25 protein-coding genes, 3 tRNA genes and 1 riboswitch are annotated in these 25,605 nt (G+C 36.0%); of the genes, 22 read left to right on the top strand and 6 right to left on the bottom strand.

Going from position 1 to position 25,605, the window contains the following annotated elements; genetic code table 11:
* Positions 1-53 precede the first annotated feature (53 nt).
* Positions 54-707: a YcjF family protein gene (locus tag HFD15_RS04360; protein ID WP_010905251.1), complete on the top strand. Its 654-nt coding sequence runs from the start codon at positions 54-56 to the stop codon at positions 705-707.
* 45 nt (positions 708-752) lie between these two features.
* Here the strand turns inward: HFD15_RS04360 and HFD15_RS04355 are convergent, their stop codons facing one another.
* The 3 genes from HFD15_RS04355 to HFD15_RS04345 all read right to left on the bottom strand — a co-directional run bounded on the left by HFD15_RS04355 (position 753) and on the right by HFD15_RS04345 (position 2,587).
* The gene (locus HFD15_RS04355) at positions 753-1,772 is read right to left on the bottom strand and encodes a Gfo/Idh/MocA family oxidoreductase (RefSeq protein ID WP_017864067.1); all 1,020 of its coding nucleotides are present in this window, start codon (positions 1,770-1,772) and stop codon (positions 753-755) included.
* The gene (locus tag HFD15_RS04350) at positions 1,756-1,923 is read right to left on the bottom strand and encodes a hypothetical protein (protein ID WP_003131184.1); all 168 of its coding nucleotides are present in this window, start codon (positions 1,921-1,923) and stop codon (positions 1,756-1,758) included. The genes HFD15_RS04355 and HFD15_RS04350 overlap by 17 nt, the downstream gene beginning before the upstream one ends.
* A gap of 187 nt (positions 1,924-2,110) precedes the next feature.
* On the bottom strand, positions 2,111-2,587 hold the full coding sequence (locus tag HFD15_RS04345) for an S-ribosylhomocysteine lyase (RefSeq protein WP_058208257.1): 477 nt from the start codon (positions 2,585-2,587) through the stop codon (positions 2,111-2,113).
* A 213-nt stretch (positions 2,588-2,800) separates the two neighbouring features.
* Between HFD15_RS04345 and HFD15_RS04340 the strand changes: the two genes are divergently transcribed.
* The 5 genes from HFD15_RS04340 (at position 2,801) to HFD15_RS04320 (ending at position 5,801) form a co-directional block, all read left to right on the top strand.
* Positions 2,801-3,265, top strand: coding sequence for a GyrI-like domain-containing protein (locus HFD15_RS04340; RefSeq protein WP_010905253.1), 465 nt, complete (start codon positions 2,801-2,803; stop codon positions 3,263-3,265).
* A 64-nt stretch (positions 3,266-3,329) separates the two neighbouring features.
* On the top strand, positions 3,330-4,175 hold the full coding sequence (locus HFD15_RS04335; RefSeq protein WP_021723425.1) for an aldo/keto reductase: 846 nt from the start codon (positions 3,330-3,332) through the stop codon (positions 4,173-4,175).
* A gap of 165 nt (positions 4,176-4,340) precedes the next feature.
* Positions 4,341-4,853: a cysteine hydrolase family protein gene (locus tag HFD15_RS04330; protein ID WP_021723424.1), complete on the top strand. Its 513-nt coding sequence runs from the start codon at positions 4,341-4,343 to the stop codon at positions 4,851-4,853.
* Positions 4,854-4,971: 118 nt separating this feature from the next.
* Entirely contained in the window at positions 4,972-5,520 is a 549-nt protein-coding gene (locus tag HFD15_RS04325) for a DUF6036 family nucleotidyltransferase (protein ID WP_003131191.1), read from the top strand.
* Positions 5,517-5,801: a hypothetical protein gene (locus HFD15_RS04320; RefSeq protein ID WP_003131192.1), complete on the top strand. Its 285-nt coding sequence runs from the start codon at positions 5,517-5,519 to the stop codon at positions 5,799-5,801. The genes HFD15_RS04325 and HFD15_RS04320 overlap by 4 nt, the downstream gene beginning before the upstream one ends.
* A gap of 38 nt (positions 5,802-5,839) precedes the next feature.
* On the opposite strand, the gene HFD15_RS04315 is transcribed toward HFD15_RS04320, so the two are convergent.
* On the bottom strand, positions 5,840-7,159 hold the full coding sequence (locus HFD15_RS04315; RefSeq protein WP_012897088.1) for a LysM peptidoglycan-binding domain-containing protein: 1,320 nt from the start codon (positions 7,157-7,159) through the stop codon (positions 5,840-5,842).
* 343 nt (positions 7,160-7,502) lie between these two features.
* On the opposite strand from HFD15_RS04315, the gene nrdD reads away from it, so the two are divergent.
* Together nrdD and nrdG are read left to right on the top strand one after the other, a co-directional pair.
* The gene (gene nrdD, locus HFD15_RS04310; protein ID WP_010905257.1) at positions 7,503-9,746 is read left to right on the top strand and encodes an anaerobic ribonucleoside-triphosphate reductase; all 2,244 of its coding nucleotides are present in this window, start codon (positions 7,503-7,505) and stop codon (positions 9,744-9,746) included.
* Positions 9,743-10,348, top strand: coding sequence for an anaerobic ribonucleoside-triphosphate reductase activating protein (gene nrdG, locus HFD15_RS04305; protein WP_025016575.1), 606 nt, complete (start codon positions 9,743-9,745; stop codon positions 10,346-10,348). The genes nrdD and nrdG overlap by 4 nt, the downstream gene beginning before the upstream one ends.
* Positions 10,349-10,456: 108 nt before the next feature.
* Here nrdG and HFD15_RS04300 read toward each other — a convergent pair whose 3' ends face one another.
* Entirely contained in the window at positions 10,457-10,963 is a 507-nt protein-coding gene (locus HFD15_RS04300; protein ID WP_058208258.1) for a DUF2325 domain-containing protein, read from the bottom strand.
* Positions 10,964-11,102: 139 nt separating this feature from the next.
* Positions 11,103-11,175, top strand: a riboswitch (Fluoride riboswitch).
* Between the two features lie 78 nt (positions 11,176-11,253).
* Between HFD15_RS04300 and eno the strand changes: the two genes are divergently transcribed.
* On the top strand, positions 11,254-12,522 hold the full coding sequence (gene eno, locus HFD15_RS04295) for a phosphopyruvate hydratase (protein ID WP_058208259.1): 1,269 nt from the start codon (positions 11,254-11,256) through the stop codon (positions 12,520-12,522).
* A gap of 67 nt (positions 12,523-12,589) precedes the next feature.
* On the opposite strand, the gene HFD15_RS04290 is transcribed toward eno, so the two are convergent.
* Positions 12,590-12,677: transfer RNA gene (locus HFD15_RS04290), tRNA-Ser, on the bottom strand.
* A 143-nt stretch (positions 12,678-12,820) separates the two neighbouring features.
* On the opposite strand from HFD15_RS04290, the gene HFD15_RS04285 reads away from it, so the two are divergent.
* The 13 genes from HFD15_RS04285 to add all read left to right on the top strand — a co-directional run bounded on the left by HFD15_RS04285 (position 12,821) and on the right by add (position 25,586).
* A complete protein-coding gene (locus HFD15_RS04285) occupies positions 12,821-13,654 on the top strand; it encodes an energy-coupling factor ABC transporter ATP-binding protein (protein ID WP_167593308.1) in 834 nt (277 codons plus the stop codon).
* Between the two features lie 185 nt (positions 13,655-13,839).
* A complete protein-coding gene (locus tag HFD15_RS04280) occupies positions 13,840-14,706 on the top strand; it encodes an energy-coupling factor ABC transporter ATP-binding protein (RefSeq protein ID WP_015425751.1) in 867 nt (288 codons plus the stop codon).
* Positions 14,706-15,506 carry an energy-coupling factor transporter transmembrane protein EcfT gene (locus tag HFD15_RS04275; RefSeq protein ID WP_004255779.1) on the top strand — a complete coding sequence of 267 codons (801 nt, stop codon included), beginning with the start codon at positions 14,706-14,708 and terminating at the stop codon, positions 15,504-15,506. The genes HFD15_RS04280 and HFD15_RS04275 overlap by 1 nt, the downstream gene beginning before the upstream one ends.
* Before the next feature lie 23 nt (positions 15,507-15,529).
* Positions 15,530-16,141, top strand: a complete 612-nt coding sequence (locus tag HFD15_RS04270; RefSeq protein WP_010905259.1) for a thiol-disulfide isomerase — start codon at positions 15,530-15,532, stop codon at positions 16,139-16,141.
* A gap of 209 nt (positions 16,142-16,350) precedes the next feature.
* Complete coding sequence (gene dapD, locus HFD15_RS04265; RefSeq protein WP_023189982.1) at positions 16,351-17,121, top strand: 2,3,4,5-tetrahydropyridine-2,6-dicarboxylate N-acetyltransferase; 771 nt, start codon at positions 16,351-16,353, stop codon at positions 17,119-17,121.
* 136 nt (positions 17,122-17,257) lie between these two features.
* Positions 17,258-18,412: an N-acetyldiaminopimelate deacetylase gene (locus HFD15_RS04260; RefSeq protein WP_058208260.1), complete on the top strand. Its 1,155-nt coding sequence runs from the start codon at positions 17,258-17,260 to the stop codon at positions 18,410-18,412.
* A gap of 122 nt (positions 18,413-18,534) precedes the next feature.
* Positions 18,535-19,653, top strand: a complete 1,119-nt coding sequence (locus HFD15_RS04255) for a polysaccharide deacetylase family protein (protein WP_021723048.1) — start codon at positions 18,535-18,537, stop codon at positions 19,651-19,653.
* Between the two features lie 141 nt (positions 19,654-19,794).
* Positions 19,795-19,868, top strand: a tRNA-Arg gene (locus HFD15_RS04250).
* Positions 19,869-20,172: 304 nt separating this feature from the next.
* Positions 20,173-20,246: transfer RNA gene (locus tag HFD15_RS04245), tRNA-Pro, on the top strand.
* Positions 20,247-20,837: 591 nt separating this feature from the next.
* Positions 20,838-21,449: a 30S ribosomal protein S4 gene (rpsD, locus tag HFD15_RS04240; RefSeq protein WP_004255752.1), complete on the top strand. Its 612-nt coding sequence runs from the start codon at positions 20,838-20,840 to the stop codon at positions 21,447-21,449.
* Positions 21,450-21,575: 126 nt separating this feature from the next.
* Positions 21,576-23,714, top strand: coding sequence for a Tex family protein (locus tag HFD15_RS04235; protein WP_167593309.1), 2,139 nt, complete (start codon positions 21,576-21,578; stop codon positions 23,712-23,714).
* Between the two features lie 96 nt (positions 23,715-23,810).
* Positions 23,811-24,254, top strand: a complete 444-nt coding sequence (locus tag HFD15_RS04230; RefSeq protein ID WP_010905264.1) for a SprT family protein — start codon at positions 23,811-23,813, stop codon at positions 24,252-24,254.
* 273 nt (positions 24,255-24,527) lie between these two features.
* On the top strand, positions 24,528-25,586 hold the full coding sequence (add, locus tag HFD15_RS04225; protein ID WP_081042643.1) for an adenosine deaminase: 1,059 nt from the start codon (positions 24,528-24,530) through the stop codon (positions 25,584-25,586).
* Positions 25,587-25,605 lie beyond the last annotated feature (19 nt).

Below are 25,605 nucleotides of genomic sequence, written 5' to 3'. Positions count from 1 at the left end.
ATTAAGCGCCTATTTTGTTATAATGAGTTAAAAATAGGCGAGAAGGAGCGATAATGTTTAAAAAATCAGACAAGAAAATAAAAGAAAATGATCAAGAAAGCAATGCAGCTTTTGAGGAGTTTTTTAATCAAGTGCTCAAAAAAATGCCTGCTCGTTCCGCAAAAATAATCAGTTCTTCTTTAACTGTTTCAAAAGCGAAAGCAGAGCAGTTTTTAGCTAGCAATTCTCAGAAATTTGACCACCTCTTTGATGAATTTTTGGTTGGAGTGGACAGTCAAACGCGAAGGAAATGCCATGAAACCATTCATTTCGCTACCTTGACGGCGGCAATTGTTGGCTTTTCACCAATTCCCTTTTCAGATGCCGTCTTGCTTGTTCCGATTCAATTGACAATGATGATGCGACTTTATAAGATATTTGGGGCTTCTTGGTCAGAAGCATTGGCAAAAGGAATCACTAAGGAATTAGTTGTTGTTGGTTTAGGTCGAAGCCTTGTAGGGAATGTTTTAAAATTTGTTCCTGCGGTGGGAACAATTGCAGGTGGAGCAATTAATGCCACAGTGGCGACAACAATTACAGAAGCCTTAGGCTGGGTAACTGTCAAAATGCTTAATGATGGCGAAGATATTTTCAATAATGTCCTGACTTTTGAAGGTCAATTCAAAGGTTTGGTCAGTAAATTACAAAAAGCCAATAAGAAAAAATAGGCTGTCAGTAAAAAAAGACTTATCAGTTGATAAGTCTTTTTATTATTATTTAGAAAAACCATTTTCCAAAGTTTTAATGACAGCCAAAATTTGTTCATCGGAAACCAACTTGTCAGCTCCATTAATAATTGATTCATAAGCTGAATCATAAACTCTACCATAATCACCAGCAACCGTTGGAATATGCTTCACAATGCGGTCACCATTTTGATTGAAATAGGTAAGTTGCCCAAAATCAGCTGGACTGTCTTGCCCAAAACCTTCATCACCTGGGAACATGCCAACTTTTAAATCATTTTCTTGTTGGTCAACATCCATTTTGATGAAAGTTCCTCTCGTACCATAAACAAGCCATTTTGGATGTGGTAGAGCAGCGACTTCAGTAGCAGCAACAGTTGCTCGCAAGTTTGGATAAAGAAGATTGACAGAAAAATAATCATCGACACTGTCATAATCTCTTGTTGCTCGAATATCATATTGAACTTCTTTGGGAGCACCAAAAAGTGAAACCATTTGGTCCACTAAATGAACACCGTGACCATACCAAGCGCCATCAAAATTTCCACCTTGACTGGCATCATTAGGTCTAAAGTGGTCCATATTGACAGTGATATCTACCAAATCACCCAAATAACCTTGCTCAATCACTTTTTTGACGGTTAAAAAGTCGCTGTCAAAGCGTCGATTTTGGAAAGGCATGAAGAAAAGATTTTTTTCTTTGGCAAGAGCTACCAATTCTTTAGCTTGTTCCAAGGTTTCGACTAATGGTTTATCACAGAGTACATTTTTTCCAGCTGAAAGGAGTTCCTTAGCATAGTCATAGTGAGCAAAAGCTGGAGTCACAATGACTACTAAATCAATTGAATCATCATTAATAATATCAGCGATGTCAGTGGAGAACAAAGTTCCATTTGCTTCTAATTCTGCTTGTTCAGGACGTTTTCCTAAAGTCCGGTTGACAATTCGTTTAATCACAATATTCTCACGTTCTTTCACGTAAGGAATATGATAGCGATTTGTTGATTTACCAAAACCAACATAGGCAATATTAAGCTTTTTTGTCATTCTTTTTATTCTCCATTTTGGCACGGAGGGCTTCAATTTTAGCTTGAGTGGCATTCTTTGTATTAATGCCTTTTCCGCCTACCGTTGAGTTTTTTTCGTGAAATTTTCCGACAGATTTCTGTCCTTTATTATCAAGTTGATATTTTCCCATAAGATAAATTAGGTTTCAGTAAGTAAAGTGCCTACTGAATTCAGTTCCTTTCTAAGTGGATTTGACTGATAAAAGTCAAAAAGTTACTGACAAGAGCTGTCAGTAAAAATTTGACCGATTAAATTCCTTACTAAAGGAAATGAAGTTGCACTTGTAATTTAAAAATGCTGAACTTTTGGAGTAAACTTTAAATTACTTTACGTTCGTAAGGGTCAGTAGAAATTCCTTCAGAAAGAATTTTCTTAGACCATTCTTTAGCACCGAAAAGTGAGTGATTACGGTAATTTCCGCATTCTTTTTCAGCAACACCAGGGACATTATCCCAACCAAATTCGTCACTTGCAAGCTCTTCTAGAGAAGATTTAATTATTTTAGCAATTTCTTCTGAACTATGTTCACCCCACATAATCATGTGGAAACCAGTTTGACATCCAAAAGGTGAAAAGTCAATCATGCCATCAATTCTATCGCGAATTAAACTAGCCATGCTATGCTCAATAGTGTGTAAAGCGGCCATTCCAATGGCATTCGCATTAGGTTGAACAAAACGAACGTCAAAATTAGTGATAACATCGCCTTTAGGCCCAGTTTCGCTACCGATTAAGCGGACATAAGGGGCAAGTACTTTTGTGTGGTCTAATTGAAAAGATTCTACTTCAGCCATAAGATATAGGATACAAAACTCAGCTGATAAAAGTCAGCCTTATTAGTATCTCCTCCTTTATTTTAAATTCTAATTCTATTCTATCATTTTTTGAGCGAAATATTTTTTCATTTTAATTATAAAGTGGTAAAATGACTTTATAACGGTTTCAAAAGAAGCCTTATTGCTTAAAAAAGCAAGAAACATCATTGTCAAAAAGAGTGAGGAGGGGAAGTGAACATCAGAGAAGTTGAAAAGTCATCTTTCTCCATCATTGGAAAAGAAGGCTTAGGTAAAGCACAAGAAGCTGACATTTGGATTCCACCACTCTGGCAAGAAGCAACCAACGCTTTTGAGGAAATTATTCATTTGATTAAGCAGCCACTCACAATTTGGGGGGCCATGTCTGATGAATCAGGGCAATTTAAACCATGGAATAATGGTGGACTCTATCTGGCAGGTGTTGAAGTTGAAAATTCAGCGCAAAAGCCTGAAAATTGGACTAAATGGACACTTCCAGGCTTTCGTTATTTCGTTGTTGAAACAACAACTTATGAAATGAACAAGACTTATTCAGATATGTGGAATTATTTAACTCAAAATGATTTAAAAATTGTTGGAGCAGTACAAGAACATCAATCAATTTCAGCAGAAAATCCTGAAGAGTTAGAACTATGGTTTCCAATTGAAAGAATATAAAAGTCCAAATAGTTTCATTGATGACGAGTTGTTGTATTTCAAAAATTACTAAGGAGAAAAAATCATGACATTAACAGACACTTACACACTAAACAATGGCATTAAAATTCCAAAAGTTGGCTTTGGAACTTGGCAATCTGCGAGCGGAGAAGAAGCTTATAATGCGGTAAAAACAGCACTTGAAGCAGGATATCGTCATATTGATACAGCGGCAGTTTATAAAAATGAAGAATCAGTCGGTCAAGCAATTGCTGATTCAGGAATTCCCCGTGAGGAACTTTTCGTTACAACAAAACTTTGGGGTGTAGGAACAACAGAGGACGCTGCGAAAGCCTTGGATGAATCCTTGAAAAAATTGGGACTTGATTATGTTGATTTGTACCTCATTCATTGGCCAAATCCTAAAGCATTCCGCCCTGATTTTGAAACACGTAATCTTGCAGTTTGGAAAGCCATGGAAGCAGGCGTAAAAGCTGGTAAGATCCGTGCAATTGGTGTTTCAAACTTCCACCCACGTCACCTAAAACCATTGTTGAAATTTGCTGAAATTAAACCAGCAGTTAACCAAATTATGGTCAACCCAAGTGATCAACAAGAAGAAATTGTAAGTTTTAATGTTGACAACAATATCTTGACTGAGGCTTACAGCCCACTTGGAACAGGTAAAATCTTTGAAGTTCCAGAACTTGCAGACTTGGCAAGTAAATACAACAAGAGTATTGCTCAAGTGGTATTGCGTTGGTCTCTTCACAAAGGATATTTACCACTTCCTAAATCAGTAACCCCTGCAAGAATTAAAGAAAATGCAGAAATCTTTGATTTTGATTTAAGTATTGAAGATATTGCTTTTATTGACAGCCTTCATGGAAAAGCTGGTTTGGCTAAAAACCCTGATGAAGTTGATTTCTAAAGAATAATTATGAACATATTTTACTGACAGATTGTTTACATCTCTTAAAAGACAGCAGAGAATTTGGTCAGTAATTTAAAAAAGGTCTGTCAGTAAAATTTTGCTGACAGGCTTTTTAGATTTTTGCTATAATAAAGAAAAATGATCAAATATCAAGGAGAAATGATGAAAAAAGCACTTGTTTTAGTTGATTTTCAAAATGATTTTATTGATGGAAGTTTGGGCACAAAAGAGGCACAAGCCATTATCCCAAATGTCATTGAAAAACTCTCTCAATATTCTAAAGAAAATCGTCTAGCAACCCAAGACACCCATTTTGAAGATTATTTAACGACACAAGAAGGCAAAAATCTGCCAGTTATTCATTGTCAAAATGGTACTTTTGGTTGGGAAATTCGTAAAGAAGCTCAAGTTGGCTTTGCTAAAATTTTTGAAAAAACAACTTTTGGTTCCAGAACATTGGCAGAATTTATTCGAGATGAAAATTATGATGAAGTTGAACTTGTCGGAATTTGTACGGATATTTGTGTTGTTTCCAATGCCTTGTTAATCAAAGCCTATGCGCCAGAAGTAAAAATAAGTGTTGATGTTTCTTGCTGTGCTGGAGTTTCACCTGAAAAACATTTGGCAGCACTTGAAACAATGCGTTCTTGTCAAATAGAAATCACGAATGCCTAATTTTGCTAAAAAGTTACTGACAGGTCTGTCAGTAATTTCAACTTGACAAAATCCTTATGATAATTGATAATGGAGTGAGAAATAAGAAAAATTTTGAAGGTGAGTGCGAGGTATAAATTTGGATTATCATCAATTATTTTCCCGCTTGAACGAAAAACTTTCAGAAGAAAATTTGCAACTTCACTTACATTGTGTTGGTGGTTTCGTGCTTGAATATTATGGAATGAAGGCAACAGAGGATATAGATGCCTTTTATGAAAGTACCGAAAAAGTTGAAAAAATCATTCAAGAAATTGGTGAAGAATTTCATGTCGGAACCTCTAATGAACCTTGGTTGAGTCAAGCAGTCGGCGAAGTCATGTCTCATTCAAAAACAGATGAAACAATTATTTTTGTGGAAAGTCATTTGACTGTTGGTCTGTCATCACTCGAATCTATTCTTATCGATAAAATACAGGCTGGCCGAACCAAAGATGTTCCAGACATCGCAAAAATAATGAAAAAATTAAAAATTGAAAGCCCAGATCCTCTCTTAGAACGATTTAAACATACAGATGGTTCAGCAGACCCAGCGGTCATTTTAGAGGCTTTTAGTTTAGCTTATGGCGAAGAAGCCTTAAAAAATTATTTACGAAAAAATCCAAAAATACTGAGGTTATTGCAATGACGTGGATTGAATATCTCCTGAATGCTGCTCAAAAGTCTAAATGGAATTTAGAACTTTGGGTCCGTTATTTAAATAAAGTGATTCAACGGGACAAAATTTTACTTTCAAAAACAGATATTGACTATTTAATGAGTTCTGAAGAATTAACTTCTTTTCAACGCGTTTTTCTTGAACTCGCGCTTGAAAAAGAAACAACACCTTGGGAAATGACTGTTGGCATGTCTGAACCGACTCAATCGATTCATCTTCAGTCTGTTTTAAAAGAATTAAAAAAAGAATGAATTAACTTTCATTCTTTTTTTATTTTATAAATTACAATTTATTTAATACGAAGATATTGACCAATTAAAATGGTATCACTTGATAAATGATTCCAAGCCTTAATTGAAGCAATTGGGCTACCAGATTTTTGTGAAAGTCCCCAAAGTGTATCTCCTTTAACAACCTTATGGATAGAGGTATTTGAAGCTGCAGAAGAGTTAGAAGTTGAACTCGTAGAGGCTGAGCTTGAACCTGTTGAAGAACTTGAAGAACCGGCAGATTGTGAAACAATCAAGTTTTGTCCAATGAAAATTGTATCAGAATTCAAATGATTCCAACTCTTGAGTTGAGCAATCGTCGTTTTATATTTGACAGAGAGTCCCCAAAGCGTATCACCAGATTTAACCTTAATCGTCGTCTGTGAAGCTGGTTTGGCAGGAGTGACCGAAGTAGTAGGCGTTGTAGTTGCGGCAGAATTTCCTGAAGAAGTTGAACTATTTGTATTAGACGAAGAACTTGAAGTTGTCAATACAAGCTTTTGCCCAATATAGATGACTGTACTTTTAAGATTGTTTGCGCTTTGAATTTGAGCAACACTAATTCCATATTTTTGCGAAATTCCCCAAAGTGTATCGCCAGATTTAACTGTATAAGTGGTTGAGCTTGTATTTGAATTATTATTGGTATTTGTAGCTGTTGAACCCCCGGAATTAGAAGTACCAGCAGAAGAAGCACCGTCAAAACGAGTCAAATTATATTGAGAAATAATTCGATTCAGGGAAGCACCATAATTAGGGTCAGTTGCATATTTTCCTGTTAAGGCTGCGGTTGCAGCTTGATAGGTTGCCGCGTTTGCTCGCCAAGCTTTAGCATAATAAGGACCATTTCCAAAGTTTGTAGTTTTTAAAACATAAGCATTATCTTGGAAACTTTGATTAAAGGAAGGATAAACCCTAAATGGCATATCTTTTGTGACCCATTTACCATTGAGATATTCTTGAGTTTTAAAAACAACACTTTTTCCTTGATAAGTTCCTTGAATACCGAATAAATTATAATAGGGGGCACGAGAAAGTTGGCTTGAACCCCAGTTACTTTCCAAAATAGCTTGAGCAATCATAACTGAAGGATAAAGACCATTACTATCGGCAACTGGTTTTGCTGATGCAGCAATACTTTCAATAAAAGCTTCTGTCGAATTGGTTGCAGCCTGAACCATTGGGCTTGTTTGTTGGAGCAAAAGCTCATGAGTGGTCGTCAAAGTTCCTGCAATGAGAACAGCGCCAGCAAATTTGGTCGCTGGTTTATAAAAAGCCAGTGGTTTTTTGGCTTTCTTTTTTAAATGTCTATTTTTAACTTTAATACGAGAAACTGGCATAAATAATTCCTTTCCTGAAAATACAGAATAAAATAAGTACTACCCTATTTTACCACGGTTAATGGAAGAAAAAGATGACAATTATGTGGCGGTTTGTAAACGTTTTTTATTTAATGTTTTATATTGGCTAGAAAATGTGAGAATTTAGATAAAAAATCTGATTTAAGACGCAATGATTACATTTTAAATACAAAGAGATTATATTTTGCTTTGCGAAATTGAGAAAAGGGAATGAAAACAAGCAACACAAGATATTGTGTGTGTTTACATAATTTAACCTATATATTGTGTCATTTTCGAGAATTTGATAAAATAGATGATGTAATTGAAGAGGATGGTTAATATGAAAAGTGAAGTAAAATATCAAGATGTAACACTAGAAGAAATTAATGTGATAAAGCGTGACGGACGCTCAGTGAAATTTAACAGTGAGAAAATTTTTGATGCTTTGACTAAAGCGGCTAAAAAAGTCGAACTGACAGATATGTCGGTTCTTTCAGAACTTACTGACAGAGTAGTCAGTGAAATCTTTACTCGTTTTTCTGAAAATGTCAAAATTTATGAAATTCAATCGATTGTTGAGCAAGAACTCCTTGAGTCTGGTGAAACTCAATTGGCTGAAGAATATATCTCTTATCGTGCTAACCGTGATTTGGCCCGTACCAAAGCAACGGATATCAATTTCACGATTGAAAAATTAATTAATCGCGACCAAACTGTCGTTAATGAAAATGCCAATAAAGATTCTAACGTTTTCAATACTCAACGTGATTTGACAGCTGGTGCGGTTTCCAAAGCAATTGGTTTGAAACTTCTTCCGCCACATGTGGCAAACGCTCACCAAAAGGGTGATATTCATTATCATGACCTTGATTATAGTCCATTTACTACAATGGCTAACTGTTGTTTGATTGACTTTAAAAATATGTTTGAAAATGGTTTTAAACTTGGAAATGCGCAAGTAGATTCGCCAAAATCAATTCAAACAGCAACTGCGCAAGCCAGTCAAATCATCGCTAATGTGGCTAGTTCACAATATGGTGGTTGTTCATTTGACCGTGCCGATGAAGTATTGGCGCCTTACGCGAAATTAAATTATAAAAAACATTTAAAAGATGCACAAAAATGGATTGATGGTGCTGAAAAACAAGAAGCTTATGCTCGTGAAAAAACAGCCAAAGATATCTATGATGCAATGCAATCTTTAGAATATGAAATTAATACTTTGTTTACTTCAAATGGTCAAACGCCTTTTGTAACAGTTGGTTTTGGTCTTGGAGACGATTGGTATGCGCGTGAAATTCAAAAAGCAATTTTGAATGTCCGGATTGGTGGTTTAGGTTCAGAACACCGTACTGCCATTTTCCCTAAATTAATTTTCACACTCAAACGTGGACTTAACCTCGAAGTAGGGACACCAAACTATGACATCAAAGAACTTGCACTTGAATGTTCAACAAAACGGATGTACCCTGATATTTTGAGCTATGATAAAATTGTTGAATTAACAGGTTCATTTAAAGCTTCAATGGGTTGTCGTTCATTCTTGCAAGGCTGGAAAGATGAAAATGGGAATGACGTGACTGCTGGACGTAATAATCTTGGAGTTGTTACAGTTAACCTTCCACGTATTGCTCTTGAAGCCGCTGGAAATAAAGAAAAATTCTGGGAAATCTTCAATGAAAGAATTGAAATTGCTCATGATGCCCTTGCTTTTCGTGTTGAACGTGCTAAAGAAGCACAACCTAAAAATGCACCTATTCTCTTTATGAATGGTGCATTGGGACGCCTTGATGCCGAAGGTTCAGTTGATGAATTGTACAATAAAGAACGTGCAACTGTAAGTTTAGGTTACATTGGACTTTATGAAGTGGCGACTACTTTTTATGGCCCAACTTGGGAAAATAATCCTGAAGCTAAAGCTTTTACAATTGAAATTGTGAAACGAATGCATGAAGATTGTGAAGATTGGTCTAAAGCCTCTGGTTATCATTATTCTGTTTACTCAACACCGTCAGAAAGTTTAACTGACCGTTTCTGCCGAATGGATAAAGAAAAATTCGGTTCAGTTGCAGATATTACTGACAAAGATTACTATACTAATTCTTTCCACTATGATGTGCGTAAAAATCCAACTCCATTTGAAAAATTAGAGTTTGAAAAAGACTATCCTGTTTATGCCAATGGTGGATTCATTCATTACTGTGAATATCCTGTTCTTCAACAAAATCCGAAAGCTCTTGAAGCAGTCTGGGACTTTGCCTACGATCGTATTGGATATCTTGGAACAAATGCACCAATTGACCACTGCTATGCTTGTGGCTTTGAAGGAGATTTTGCGGCAACGGAACGTGGATTTAAATGTCCACAATGTGGCAATGATGATCCTAAAACCTGTGACGTTGTCAAAAGAACTTGTGGATATCTTGGAAATCCGCAAGCACGTCCAATGGTTCATGGTCGTCACAAAGAAATTTCATCACGTGTAAAACATATGAATGGTTCTGTCGGAGCTTTGAACGATGGAAATTTGATTGATTCAGTCGAAGTTGACGAAGCGAAATCAAAATATTTTGCGGAGAAATAAGTATGAACAATCCAAAACCAGGAGAATGGAGAGCTGATGAACTCTCACAAAATTATATTGCAGATTATAAACCCTTCAATTTCGTTGATGGTGAAGGGGTGCGCTGCTCACTTTATGTGAGTGGCTGTATGTTTCATTGTGAGGGCTGCTATAATCAAGCCACTTGGTCATTTCGTTATGGAACGCCCTATACCAAAGAGCTTGAAGATAAAATTATGGCTGACCTTGCTCAGCCTTATGTCCAAGGACTGACGCTTCTTGGTGGGGAACCTTTCTTGAATACGACATTTTTGATTCCTTTGCTCAAACGGATTCGTCGTGAGTTACCGGATAAAGATATTTGGTCATGGACAGGTTATACATGGGAAGAGATGCTACTTGAAACAGATGACAAATTAGAAATGCTTGATTTGTTAGATATTTTAGTTGACGGTCGTTTTGAATTATCAAAGAAAAACTTAATGCTCCAATTCCGTGGGTCATCAAATCAGCGGATTATCGATGTACCAAAATCTCGAAAACAAGGACAAGTTGTCATTTGGGAAAAACTCAATGATGGTGAAAAAACTTTTGAACAAATTCATAAAGAAAAATTAATTTAAAAGTTACTGATGGACATTTGAGTATATCCGTAAGCGCTAAAGTGCCAACGGCTATCTTCTGACAGAAATTCTGTCACTAAAAATAAGCACTGACAAATGCGTCAGCGCTTATTTTTTAAATAATTTTGTAAAATCAGGTTCGTCGTCAGTAATTTTGAAATCTTTTAGCGCCGATTTTAGAGGGAGATGTTTCTTTTTTCCTTTTAAATAATTTTGACTTTCTTTGCTTTGGGCACTTTCGGCTAAAGAATTTTGCTTTTGTATAACTCTATTTTCAATTTTTCTTTTGCTTTTCTTATTTTGGTCGATGCTTTCAAAAGATTCATCTGGAAAAGTTTGAGAAAGTTGCTTGATAATGGTTTCTAAACCAAAGTTACTACTAATCCAAAAGGGTGTATCGGTTGCTTTACAAGCTTCTTTAGCAAATTGAACTGAATGATGAGCCACATTTCGGTTTCTCATAACGACGAAATCAGCTTTGGCAACAAGTTGGTCAATCTCAAATCGATTAGGTTTTTTCTTATCAAAACCAAGAAAAGAAACGCCAACTTTTGCCAAGCCCTCTCTAAAATCATGCCAATATTTAACTTCACATAGAACAAGTAGTGTTTTCATGTCATTCCTTACTGATGCTCTGTCTTTACTGACAGGAGCGAATTATAGTGATTATAACACAATTTTGCTTAATGATAAATGTATTTTTTTAAATATAAGTTTCAAAAATTTGACCTCATAAAAATAAAGTGGTAAATTAATAGTAGATGGGTATGGTGCACACCCGAAACCGTTTCAAGAAATAGCTTGAATCTAATGGCGCCTACAAAGCAAAGTCTTTTTTTGCCTTGTAGTCTGCCATTTTTTCTTTGACTTACAAGGCATTAAAGGCAAAGAAAAGGAGATTTATTATGACAGTCACAATCGAAAACATCCACGCAAGAGAAATTTTTGATTCTAGAGGAAATCCAACCGTTGAGGTAGATGTTAGATTAACAGATGGAACATTAGGACGCGCAGCAGTACCCTCAGGAGCATCAACTGGAGACCGTGAAGCAGTTGAATTAAGAGATGGTGGAGACCGCCTTCAAGGGAAAGGCGTTTCTAAAGCCGTCGCAAATGTCAATGGCGAAATTTATGAAGCCTTGAAAGGACAATCACCATTTAATCAAGCAAAATTAGATCATTTGATGATTGAGCTTGACGGGACAAAAAATAAATCTCGTTTAGGGGCTAATGCAATTTTAGGGGTTTCAATGGCCATTTCTCGTGCGGCAGCGAATAGTGAAAAAATTCCACTCTATCGCTATCTTGGTGGAGTTGATTTGGAACTTCCACAACCATTTTTTAATGTCATTAATGGTGGAGTACATGCCGATTCAGGAATTGACGTTCAAGAATTTTTGATTACACCAGTCAAACGGGACAGCTTTCGCGATGGTTTAGAAAAAATTGCAAATATCTACCATACTCTGAAGAAAATTTTAGCTGACAAAGGGCTAGAAACAGCCGTAGGCGATGAAGGTGGCTTTGCCCCTAAACTTGGTTCTACTGAAAATGCAATAGCTACACTTTATCAAGCAATTGAAAGTGCAGGATATGTTCCTGGTGAAGAAATTGCGATTGCCATTGACCCAGCTTCAAGCGAATTTTATGATGATAAAGAAAAAGTTTATCGTTTTGAAGGGCAAAAATTGACTTCTAAAGAACTATTGACTTACTATGAAAATTTAGTTGAAAAATATCCAGCACTTATTTCTATTGAAGATGGATTTTCTGAACATGACTGGGAGGGCTTTGCAGCTCAAACGAAAGCTCAAGGTCAAAAAATTCAATTAGTAGGTGATGATATTTTTGTGACAAATCCTAAAATTTTCAAAGAAGGAATTAAAAAAGGTGTAGCAAATGCTATTTTGATTAAACTTAATCAAATCGGAACAGTAACTGAAGCGATTGAAGCCATTAGTTTAGCGAGAAAAGCAGGCTATAAGACAATGATTTCTCATCGTTCAGGTGAAACAGTTGATAGCTACATTGCCGATTTTGCGGTAGCCATGCATGCTGGCCAAATAAAAACAGGTTCAATGGCTCGAAGTGAACGGGTTGAAAAATATAATCAATTCTTGCGAATTGAAGAAGAATTAGGAAAAGATGTAGCTCTTGCTAGTTTTCCAGAATAGATAAAAATAAAAAAACATTAATTTTTATAATTAATGTTTTTTTATTTTTAAGAATGTGAATTTATAAAGGAGAAGAGGGGATTCGAACCCCCGATACGCTTGTGACGTATACACACTTTCCAGGCGTGCTCCTTCGGCCACTCGGACACTTCTCCGATTACTTTAATATTATAACAAAATCCCTTCTCGTTTAGCAATGACTTTTGAATGTTTTGTTTTGGCGATAAAGAATGTCATTTTTAGTAGAAATATAAAACTAAATGCTTAAAAGTGTCTAAAATTTGGTATAATAAGGGCTATGAATAAAATTCTCGAAGTAGAAAATTTAGTTTTTAAATATGAAAAAGAAAGCGATGTAAATCAGCTTAATGGTGTTTCCTTTTCGATTACAAAAGGGGAATGGGTTTCGATTATTGGCCAAAATGGTTCTGGTAAATCGACGACTGCTCGACTGATTGATGGTCTTTTTGAAGAATTTGAAGGAAAAGTCAAAATTGATGGAGAACTTTTGACTGCTGAAAATGTCTGGAATCTTCGTCGAAAGATTGGGATGGTTTTTCAAAATCCGGATAACCAATTTGTTGGGGCAACGGTTGAAGATGATGTCGCTTTTGGTATGGAAAATCAAGGAATTCCACGGGAAGAGATGATTAAACGAGTTGACGAAGCTTTGCTTGCTGTCAATATGCTTGATTTCAAAACCCGCGAACCCGCGAGACTTTCTGGTGGACAAAAGCAAAGGGTAGCTGTGGCCGGAATTATTGCTTTGCGACCTGAAATCATTATTCTTGATGAATCAACCTCAATGCTTGATCCGACCGGGCGTCAAGAGATTATGCGCGTGATTCATGAAATTAAAGAGAAATATCAACTGACCGTTTTATCTATTACTCATGACCTTGATGAAGCAGCAAGCTCTGACCGAATTTTAGTGATGAAAGCAGGAGAAATAATTAAGGAAGCGGCACCGTCTGAACTCTTTGCAACGAGTGAGGATATGGTTGAAATTGGACTAGATGTTCCCTTCTCTTCAAATTTAATGAAAGACCTGCGAAAAAATGGCTTTGATTCACCAGAAAAGTATCTGTCAGAAGACGAATTGGTAGAGCTTTTGGCTGATAAGTTGCGCTAAATTTACTGACAGAATTTCTGTCAGTTACACGCGATTAACGTGAGTGTGAAATTGGCGGATAAATGAAGTTTCTGTCAGTTCAAGGCGATTAATGAGAGTCCTTGAATCGGTGACTTAATAAAATTCTAGTATGCTAGAATTTCTGTCATTAAAATGGATATTATTGGATTTGAGAAAAAAGAAAAATGATTAAATTTGAAAAAGTAAATTATACTTATCAGCCCAACAGTCCCTTTGCCAGTCGTGCCCTTTTTGACATTGATTTAGAAGTCAAAAAAGGAAGTTACACGGCTTTGATTGGGCATACTGGTTCTGGTAAATCGACACTTTTGCAACATCTGAATGGATTGTTGCAGCCTACACAAGGGACGGTTAGAGTAGGTGATATTGTTGTCACTTCAACAAGTAAACAAAAAGAGATTAAACCTGTCCGCAAAAAAGTAGGTGTAGTCTTTCAATTTCCTGAAAGCCAACTTTTTGAAGAAACGGTTTTAAAAGATGTCGCTTTTGGACCACAAAACTTTGGAATTTCAAAAGAAGAAGCTGAGAAAATTGCTGCTGAGAAACTGGAAATGGTCGGTCTTTCAAAAGAATTTTGGGAAAAATCTCCTTTTGAACTTTCAGGAGGACAAATGCGTCGTGTGGCCATTGCTGGGATTCTCGCGATGGAACCAGAAGTTTTGGTACTTGATGAACCAACAGCGGGCCTTGACCCAAAAGCTAGAATTGAGATGATGAAACTTTTTGAGAGTATTCATCAGACGGGTCAAACCGTTGTTTTAGTCACTCATTTAATGGATGACGTGGCCGATTATGCTGACTATGTTTATCTTCTTGAAAAAGGACATATTATCAGCTGTGGTACTCCGTCAGATGTTTTTCAAGAAGTTGATTTTTTGAAAGCACATGAATTGGGAGTGCCAAAAGCGACTCATTTTGCTGACCAACTTCAAAAAACAGGAGCCTATACTTTTGAAAAATTGCCAATCACACGAGCTGAACTTGTTAATTTACTGACAAGTCTGTCAGTAAAATCAGGAGGTGAAAACTGATGCAAAATATGCTGATGGGACGTTATATTCCAGGTGATAGTATCATTCACCGCATGGACCCGCGTTCAAAACTTTTGGTGATGATTGCTTTTGTTGTCATTATCTTTTTGGCTCACGATTGGTTAGGTTATCTTCTTTTAGTGCTTTACACTTTAGCGGGTGTTTTATTATCCAAAATTTCAGTTTCCTATTTTTTAAAAGGCCTACGGCCAATGATTGGTTTAATTCTGTTCACAGTTATTTTCCAAATGCTTTTTACTAATGGTCAGCATGTCATTTTTAGTCTATGGTTTATCAAAATTTCAACAGAATCTTTGATTAATGCTGTTTATATTTTCTTTCGTTTTGTCTTGATTATTTTTATGTCAACAATTTTGACGCTGACCACGCCACCATTGACCTTGGCTGATGGAATCGAAAAAGGCTTAGGACCTTTGAAAAAAATCAAAGTCCCTGTTCACGAATTAGGTTTGATGTTATCTATTTCTTTACGCTTTATTCCAACATTAATGGATGACACAACAATGATTATGAATGCTCAAAAAGCCAGAGGAATGGATTTTGGTGAAGGAAATTTACTGAAAAAAATTAAATCAGTCATTCCAATTTTAATTCCATTATTTGTCAGTTCTTTCCGCCGTGCGGATGACTTAGCAGTCGCAATGGAAAGCAGAGGCTATCAAGGGGGAGATGGACGTACAAAATACCGTCAACTCAAATGGAAAATGCGAGATAGCTTGCTCGTTGTATCTATTATCATAATGACAATTTTACTTATTTTATGGTCAAAAGTTTCCTAAATAAATGCTCAAGAGGAGAAAAAATGATTACTTTAAACGTAAATAGCTTGGAAAATGCAGAAATTTTTTGGAAAGAATTAGGTTTGGAAGATGAAGTAGCACTTAATGAAACCTATGACCCAAATCCTGAAACTTTAGCAATTTCAGTAGAAACAATTGATGAAATTCATGATAAAATCATTGAACTTGGACTTCCTGTAAGTCCAATTACGCCAGCTGTTGATGGAAGATTCATGTTTTCTTTTATTGCTCCTGAGGACAATACCTTTATTGTTATTGGTGAATGGGTCGAAAGACCTTACACTGGAGAAATGCGCACTGAATTTTTTGAAAATGTAAAAGGACTAATTCCACTTGCGCCAGAACGTCTGTCAGAGCTGACAGAAGGCCAATTTGTACTTTTTGGACGTGTCACTTGTCCTTGGACCAGAAGATTTGTTAAGGCTCTTCCTGACTATGCTGACAAAATGATTTATTACGTTGACACAGAAAATACAGACCTCAATCCAGAATTACAAGCGATTCGTAAAGCTCACGAAGTAGAAACCGTTCCAACATTTATGAAGAGAAGTGCTGACGGAACTTTTATCAAATTTGATAAAAAGAAAGAAAGTCTTTCTGAGTTTATAAAATAAATGCTGACAGTTCTGTCAGTAAAAAAACAGTTTCGGCTGTTTTTTCTTTAAGCAGAATTGAAAATTTTCCAAATATTTGATAATTTGCTATAATATAGAACAATAATATTGTAGGTAAAATGATTCTGTCAGTAAATTTTTACTGACAGAATCATAAAAAGGCCTATAAAGTGTCATCAATAACTGAATGGCCCTAGAATGGAGTAAAAATGGAAGCACAAAAACTATCAGCACAAGAAATAATTCAATTTATCGGGAACGCTGAGAAAAAAACACGTGTCAAGGTAACCTTATCAGGAATGCCTAGTTTTAAAGCAGCTGGTTTTCTTGCTGAAAATGGGCGTCCAAATTTTAAGGCACTAGCCAATAAAGGAATCCAAGTTCTGGGAGATTTTCACACACATTACAGCTTAAAAATTATCATTGGAGATTGGCAAGAAGTACGTCCATTGCTTTCTGGCTTGACTGAGAATAAAGATTACACCCTAGAACTTGAAGGCCGAAATTCAGCTGTGCCTCTCCTTGATACCAGAGAAACCAATGCTCGAATTGAGCCAGGAGCAATTATTCGTGACCAAGTAACTATTGGCGATAGTGCGGTCATTATGATGGGCGCTATCATCAATATCGGAGCTGAAATTGGTGAAGGCACAATGATTGATATGGGGGCAATTTTGGGTGGCCGTGCGACGGTTGGTAAGAACTCTCATATTGGTGCTGGAGCTGTTTTGGCTGGTGTTATTGAGCCTGCAAGTGCTGAACCTGTTCGTGTTGGGGATAATGTCCTTGTGGGAGCCAATGCTGTTGTAATCGAAGGAGTACAAGTCGGTTCAGGTTCTGTTGTTGCAGCAGGGGCAATTGTTACCCAAGATGTTCCAGAAAACGTTGTTGTTGCTGGTGTTCCAGCTCGAATTATCAAAGAAATAGATGAAAAAACACAACAAAAAACGGCTTTAGAAGATGCCCTTAGAAATTTGTAAAATTAAAGAAATAGCTTATTTCTGAACTTTTGTTAATCTTAGCAAAAGTTTTTTTGTTAAAAAGAGCAATATACAGCCAAAAAAGAGTAAAATAAATAAAAAAGATTGAAATTAAGCTTAGTAACGAGGAAAAAATATGATAAATTTAATTGAAATCAGACGGCAGCTTCACCAAATTCCTGAAATTGGTCTTGAAGAATACGAAACTCAAAAGTATTTACTAGCCATTATTCAAGAACTGACTCAAAATAAACCATTTATTCAAGTGAGAACATGGCAAACCGGTATTCTAGTTTATCTAGCAGGAAGTCAGGGTCAAAAGACAATTGGTTGGCGGACAGATATTGACGGTCTGCCTATTGAGGAATCAACCGATTTACCTTATGCTAGTAAAAATGGACGAATGCACGCTTGTGGACACGATATTCACATGACCGTTGCTCTTGGTTTATTGGAAAAAATGAGTGAAAGCCAACCAAGAGATAATCTCCTCTTTCTCTTTCAACCTGCTGAAGAAAATGAAGCGGGCGGAAAATTAATGTATGATGCTGGAGCATTTGAAAATTGGCTTCCTGATGAATTTTATGGATTACATGTCCGACCAGATTTAAAAGTAGGTGATATCGCTACGAATCAGCATACGCTTTTTGCAGGGACTTGTGAAGTTGAATTATCCTTTATTGGAACAGGAGGACATGCTGCTTTTCCCCACACAGCAAATGACGCTTTGGTAGCAGCCGCTTATTTTATCACTCAGGTTCAGACGATTGTAAGCCGTAATGTGGATCCATTAGCTTCAGCAGTGGTTACATTTGGAAAAATGGAATCTGGGACAACGAATAATATTATCGCTGAACGTGCTTTTTTACATGGAACTATCCGGAGTCTGACCCAAGAAGTCAATGAATTGACCCAAAAACGTTTAAAAGAACTTGCAAATGGAATCGCGCAATCTTTTAACATGGAAATTGAGCTTAAACTTAAACAAGGCGGCTATCTTCCAGTTGAAAATCATCCTGAACTTGCTAAAGAACTGATGGAATTTTTCAAAAAAGAAACTAAGGCTAATCTTATTGACATCTCTCCAGCCATGACTGGTGAAGATTTTGGTTACCTTTTGAGCAAAATTCCTGGAGTCATGTTCTGGTTAGGAATTGATAGTGATGCTCCCCTTCATTCACAAAAAATGAATCCAGACGAGCATGTTCTCAATTTTGCTGTTGATACAATTAGCCAATTTTTACAATTTAAAGTTAATAGGTTATCAGAAGATGAAAAAACAATAAATTAATGGCTTTAATCTTAAGAATGGATATGTTAAGATAGGAGGATAGAGTTTTTTTAAATCATTCAGTAGTTAAATTGTTACAATTGAACTTTTTTGAAATGATAAAAGTTATTTAGGGAAGAATAATGAAACAAAGAAGATTAAAATCAAAAGGAGCAAAAAAAGCTTTTTGGAAGCTTACCTTGCTTATAGGTGCGTTATTAATAGTGGTAGCGGGAGTAGGAACCTATTATTATGATCAAGGAGTTCAAAAGCAAAAAATTGCTTATGAAAAACAAGTAGATGAGGCGAGAAATGCAAAAGACAAGGCCTATGATTCAAGAAAAGCAAACGATATTGAACAGGCTCATAAGTTAATTGATAAGCTTCATGTTAAAGATAAAACTTCTTTAGATAAATCAATGAGCCAATTGACAAACTATTTGTCAGAGATTGACAAAGTGAACCAGATTGTTGCAAAAGCCCATGAAAATATAAGTGAAGAAGGAATAAAAAGCTCTGAAGAGGCTTTAGAATTATTAAAGGCTCCATATGAGAAATCAGACAAAGAAGCATTGGCAAAACAAGTAAATGCTGACAAACAAATACTTATTGAACGTCAAAAAGAAGCGGAGCGTATTGCGAACGTTCAAAATCAATATGCAAATAAAAAATTGATTGCCTTGACCTTTGATGATGGACCAAACCCTAATACGACCCCTCAATTATTAAAAATTTTATCAGATGCACAAGTTCCAGCAACCTTTTTTGCTTTAGGAAAACAAGCCCAAGCCTGCCCCCAAATTATTAAAGAAGAAGCTGATAGAGGAAATGAAGTCGCTTCGCATACATGGGACCATAAAGACTTGGTAACACTCTCACCAGACCAACAAAAGCAAGAAATTGAGAGTGCAAATCAGTTAATTAATAAAATTACAGGTAAAAACGTAACACTCTTCCGTCCACCTTATGGAAGTTATAATAAATCTGTTTTAAGTCAAACAAATTTAAGTGCAGTTAATTGGACTGTTGACACAAATGACTGGCGTTATCGTACAAGTGCTCCAGTTGTTCAAAATGTTTCGACTTACGCTCATGATGGAGCAATCATTTTGATGCATGATATTCACCAATGGTCAGTAGATGCTGTGCCGCAGATTATTCAAAATTTGAAAGCACAAGGTTATACCTTTGTAACGGTCAGCACTTTGCTAACAGTACAAGATGGGGGAGCTAAGGCTCAACAAGTTTATTTTGGTAGATAATAAAATAAGAAGAGGAGAAGTGATTCTGCTCTTTTTATTCGTTTTTAACGAAGGTTTATTCTAAAAAATTCATATCCAATGAGTTTATTCTTGACAACTTATGGGAAACTTGATATACTAATATAGTCGTTTGAGAGAAACGCAGGCGTGGCTCAACTGGATAGAGTACCTGACTACGAATCAGGCGGTTGTAGGTTCGAATCCTACCGCTTGCATAAACAGAATATGGCGAAAGTCATTTTTTTGTTTGATACTGATATTTTAGATAAAATGAGAGAAGTATCGGTAAGAATTTAAAAATTCTAAAATAATATTTGGAACTTCGTGATAAGCGCGAAGAACTGAATTGCTAAACGCTAAAGCGTCAAGCACTTCATGTCCGGGAATTAGCTCAGTTTGGTAGAGCTCAAAGCATGCTTTGAGGCTGTGGATAGGAATTTGCGAAGCAAATTTACTTTACAAGTACTTTTAAAAGTGGAGATACTGAACAAAGAAGTTTCAAAAATTTAATATTAGCTACGGGAAGTAGCTCAGCTTGGTAGAGTACTTGGTTTGGGACCAAGGTGTCGCAGGTTCGAATCCTGTCTTCCCGATTACCGACTAACCCTAACTCATCTTTCGTGGATGAGTTTTTTTTGATGTCAAAATTAAATAATCTTCCATAATTCTTGAAAGTGTTATCAAGATATGATAAAATTCAAGTGATAATGTGAGTTTAGAAAATTATTAAAAGCGAGCATTAAATGAAAGGAGCCATCATGGCATATAAATCACATAAATTTGGTAAACGTAACGGTAAAAAACATTTCAACGCAGTAGGCGTAAGAACTGCACCAAAACCAGAAGCTAAAAAAGAAGAAAAATAATTTTTGTTTAGGAATTTTAGATTAATTAAAATTGAATCCTAATCTCTTGATTTTCTAACTCATCTCTTACAGATGAGTTTTTTTATTTAAATCACTTGTTCTAATGTGAAAAATATTGACAAAATAAGGATTTTTGGTATAATAGAAAAGTTGAATATAGCAGTCAGCTAGAAAGCTCGTCAACATTTTGCTGTTATGTCAGGGAGCGTAAGCTATTATACTCCTTGTGTCAAGTAACTGAAGCTATAAGCGAAGGTAAAATGAACGAATTCGAGGCTGTCAATATTCTTCAAATAAAATATTTGGAGGACATAAATTATGTCACGTTACACTGGTCCATCATGGAAACAATCACGCCGTTACGGTATCTCACTTTCTGGTTCTGGTAAAGAAATCGCTCGTCGTAACTACGTACCTGGACAACACGGTCCAAACAACCGTTCAAAACTTTCTGAATACGGTCTTCAATTGGCTGAAAAACAAAAACTTCGTTTTTCATACGGTCTTTCTGAACGTCAATTCCGTAACTTGTACATTGCTGCAACTAAAGTTAAAGAAGGAACTGTTGGTTTCAACTTCATGACTTTGCTTGAACAACGTCTTGATAACGTAGTTTTCCGTCTTGGTCTTGCGACTACTCGTCGTCAAGCACGTCAATTCGTAAACCACGGACATATCCTTGTTGACGGAAAACGCGTTGATATCCCATCATTCCGCGTACAACCTGGTCAAGTGATCTCAGTTCGCGAAAAATCTATGAAAGTTCCTGCAATCCTTGAAGCTGTTGAAGCTACTAAAGGTCGCGCTAACTTCGTATCATTTGATGCTGATAAACTTGAAGGAACTCTTGTTCGTCTTCCTGAACGTGATGAAATCAACCCAGAAATCAATGAAGCATTGATCGTTGAATTCTACAACAAAATGATGTAATTTCTTATTTGCATTTTGAAATCGCTCCTGTTTGGGAGCGATTTTTTTGTGACTTTTTTGGTAAAATAGAGGTAGGACACTGTCCTTTAAAATTGATGACAAAAACTAGTTAAGGATTATTTCTAAGTGGAAAATGTTAAAAAAATTGCTGAATTGTTGAATATTAAAAATTCACAAGTTGAAAAAGTATTAGAACTGACGGCAGAGGGGAACACAGTTCCGTTTATTGCTCGTTATCGTAAAGAAGCAACAGGTTCACTTGACGAAGTTGAAATCAAAAAAATTATTGATGAAGATAATTTACTGACAAAATTATCAGAACGTAAAACGGCTGTTTTGTCAAAAATTGAAGAGCTTGGTAAGTTGACTGATTCGCTAAAAGCACAAATTTTGGCTGCTGAAAAACTAACAGAAGTTGAAGATTTATATCTGCCTTACAAAGAAAAACGGCGCACAAAAGCAACGATTGCAAAGGAAAATGGTTTATTTCCTTTGGCTCAATTGATTGTAAAAAATTCAGCGAATCTTGAAGAAGAAGCTGAAAAATTTGTCAATGAGAATTTTACAAGCCCTCAAAAAGCTTTGGAAGGTGCTGTGGATATCTTGTCAGAAGCGATTTCTGAGGATGCACGTTTGCGCTCATGGCTGACCGGTGAAATCAAAAACAATAGTTTACTGACAAGTAGTTTGAAAAAAGATGCCGTTGATGAAAAGCAAGTTTTTCAAATGTATTATGAATTCTCAGAAAAAGTTTCAGAATTACCAAATTATCGTGTATTGGCTTTAAACCGTGGTGAAAAATTGGGGATTCTGTCAGTAAAATTTGAAAATAACGAAGATAAAATTTTACGTTATTTTGCCGCCCGTTTTGCTGCTCAAAATAATCCAATGATGCAAGTGGCGATTAAAGATGCTGTCAAGAAAAAATTGATTCCGGCTATGGAACGTAGTATTCGGACTGAATTGACAGAAAAAGCTGAAGCATCTGCCATCGAAGTTTTTGGCGAAAATTTGAAAAATTTATTATTGGTGGCTCCGCTTAAAGGGCGTGTAGTCATGGGATTTGACCCTGCTTACCGTACTGGAGCAAAGCTTGCTATTGTTGATGAGACAGGTAAATTATTGATGACAACGGTCATTTATCCTGTGAAGCCAGCAAATGCAGGTCAAATTGCTCAAGCGAAAAAAGATTTAGCAAAATTCATTCGAGAATATGGTGTGAATATGATTGCGATTGGGAATGGAACTGCCAGTCGCGAATCTGAAAGTTTTGTTGCAGAAGTACTCAAGGAAAATAATTTTTCTGATGTTTATTATGTGATTGTCAGTGAATCTGGAGCCTCTGTTTATTCAGCGAGCGAGTTGGCACGTGAAGAATTTCCAGAATTGACTGTTGAAAAACGTTCAGCAATTTCGATTGCACGCCGTTTGCAAGATCCATTGGCTGAACTTGTAAAAATCGAACCAAAAGCCATTGGTGTTGGTCAATATCAACATGATGTTTCTGAGAAAAAATTAACAGAAAATCTTGATTTTGTCGTGGAAACAGTAGTTAACCAAGTTGGTGTTAATGTCAATACAGCCAGTCCTAGTTTGCTTTCACACGTAGCTGGCCTTAATAAAAGTTTGGCACAGAATGTAGTAAAATATCGTGAAGAAAATGGTGCACTCAAAACAAGAGCGGAACTAAAAAAAGTCCCACGTTTGGGAGCTAAAGCATTTGAACAAGCGGCAGGTTTCTTAAGAATTCCAGAAGGTAAAAATTTCCTTGACAACACCGGTGTTCACCCAGAATCTTATAAAGTGACGGAACAACTTTTGGCGGAAATTTCCGCTGATAAACCTGTCAGTAACGAAGAATTGCTGACCAAACTTTCGTCAGTAAATATTCCTGAAATGGCTGAAAAACTTGGTCTTGGTCAGGAAACATTGACTGATATTATCAATGATTTACAAAAACCAGGCCGTGATTTGCGTGATAGTTTTGATGCCCCAATTTTAAGACAAGATGTTTTGTCAGCTGGAGATTTACAAATTGGTCAACAACTTGAAGGTGTAGTTCGTAATGTTGTTGATTTCGGTGCCTTTATTGATATCGGAATTAAAAATGATGGCTTGGCACACGTTTCTGATTTGAGCAAATCTTTTGTCAAAAATCCAAGTGATGTTGTCGCTGTAGGACAAATCGTAACGATTTGGGTTAAATCTCTCGATTTACAAAGAGGGAAAATTAATTTAACCTTAGTGAACCCACGAGAAAAATAATCTGTCAGTAAATTTTTTTGATTCTAGTTTCATTAAGCGAAGCTGTCAGTAAAATTTACTGACAGTCGTCTGTGCGAGCCTGTCAAAGGAGGAAAAGTGTTAACTAATCAAGAATTGACAGCAAAAGTAAAAGAAATATCACTCACATATTTTAAGCAATCATTTGACCACGAAGCAAAATGGAATCAACGCCTACGGACAACTGGTGGTCGTTTCTTTCCCAAAGATTTACATCTTGATTTTAATCCTAAAATGGCTGAACTTAAAGATTTTGAAGGAGTGATACTTCATGAATTAACTCATTATCATCTGTATCGGTCTAAAAGAGGTTATAAACATCGAGATGCTGATTTTAAAAGGCTTCTGTCACAAGTTGGTGGCTTACGATATGCTCCCTCAGTGATTGATAAGAAGATAAAATATTATTATAGCTGTCAAAATTGCGGCCAACTTTATCCTCGACAAAGAAAAATTGATACAAAAAAGTATCGCTGTGGAAAATGTCGAGGAAAATTAATCTTAAAAACAAGCGGAAATTAAAAATTCCGCTTGTTTTTTATTAAGAATTAAGAAGTTTATCCACATTTTCTTCACTTTTTCCCCAAAAATTGTGAATAAGTTAAGAAAAATTGGGGATAATTACAAAAAAATGGCTTAATTGAGCCAAAAAAATCTTATCCACAAGATAAAATAAATGCGTAAAGATGATAATTGCTTTTTCTCACAAAAAAGCGTAGAATAGTAAAAATACATTTTTGAAGGACTTCGAGCTATTTAGCTCGAAATCTTTTATATCATGTAAAATAATATTGGATGAAAAAGAAAAGGGAGAAACTCGTGCTTAAATCAGAAATTATTGCTCAAATACCAAAAGTTGAACTTCATTGCCATCTTGATGGTTCGCTTAGCTTGTCAGTCATTAAAGAACTCGCTAAAAATGCTGGAATTCATATGACAATGTCCGATGAGGAAATTTTAGAAAAGGCACAAGCCCCAGAAAATACAAAAAATTTGCTAGAATACCTGCAACGTTTTGATTTCGTCTTACCACTTTTGCAAACTTATAAGAATTTAGAGTTAGCTGCTTATGATGTTGTCAGACAGGCAGCAAATGATAATATTAAATATATTGAAATCCGTTTTGCTCCAAGTCAACATCTCTTAGAAAATCTAACCCTTGAAGAAGCAGTAGAGGCTGTCATCGCCGGCCTTTCTCGTGCAGAAAATGATTTTGATATAAGAGCAAATGCACTCGTTTGTGGATTAAAACAAGAACCAATTCAAAAATTACAAAAACTGCTGCCACTTTTTGATAAGATTCCTAATGAACATTTTGTCGGATTTGATATGGCGGGTGATGAATTAAATTATCCACAGGAAAAATTTGTAGATTTGATTCATGATATAAAAATTAAGGGTGTCAATGTGACGCTTCATGCTGGAGAATGTCCAGCATGTGAGAAAAATATTTTAGATTCAATTGCAATGGGGGCAAGTCGCATTGGACATGGAATTATGACTAAAAATCTGTCCGAAGCCGAACAAAAAATGATGATTGAAAAACAAATTGTTTTAGAAATGGCTCCGACTAGCAATTTTCAAACAAAAGCGGTGACAGAGCTTGCGCAATATCCTTTTAAAGAACTTTATGACAAAGGAATACACGTGACATTAAATACCGATAATCGAATGGTTTCGGCTACAAATTTAAGCAAAGAATATGAGAAAATCTCAGCTTGGTACCCAGATTTTTCTCTTTCTGATTTTGAAAAAATAAATCATTACGCAATTGATGGCGCCTTTATTGGTCAAGAAGAAAAAGAAGAACTTCATCAAAGATTTACCAAAGAATACAAAAAAATCTCTGAATAATCAGAGGTTTTTTAGATTA

It is taken from the genome of Lactococcus sp. EKM203L, assembly GCF_011800585.1.
Taxonomy (GTDB): Bacteria; Bacillota; Bacilli; order Lactobacillales; family Streptococcaceae; genus Lactococcus; species Lactococcus lactis.
Note: the sequence above shows the minus strand (reverse complement) of the source record. Positions and strands in the feature narration are given on the sequence as shown.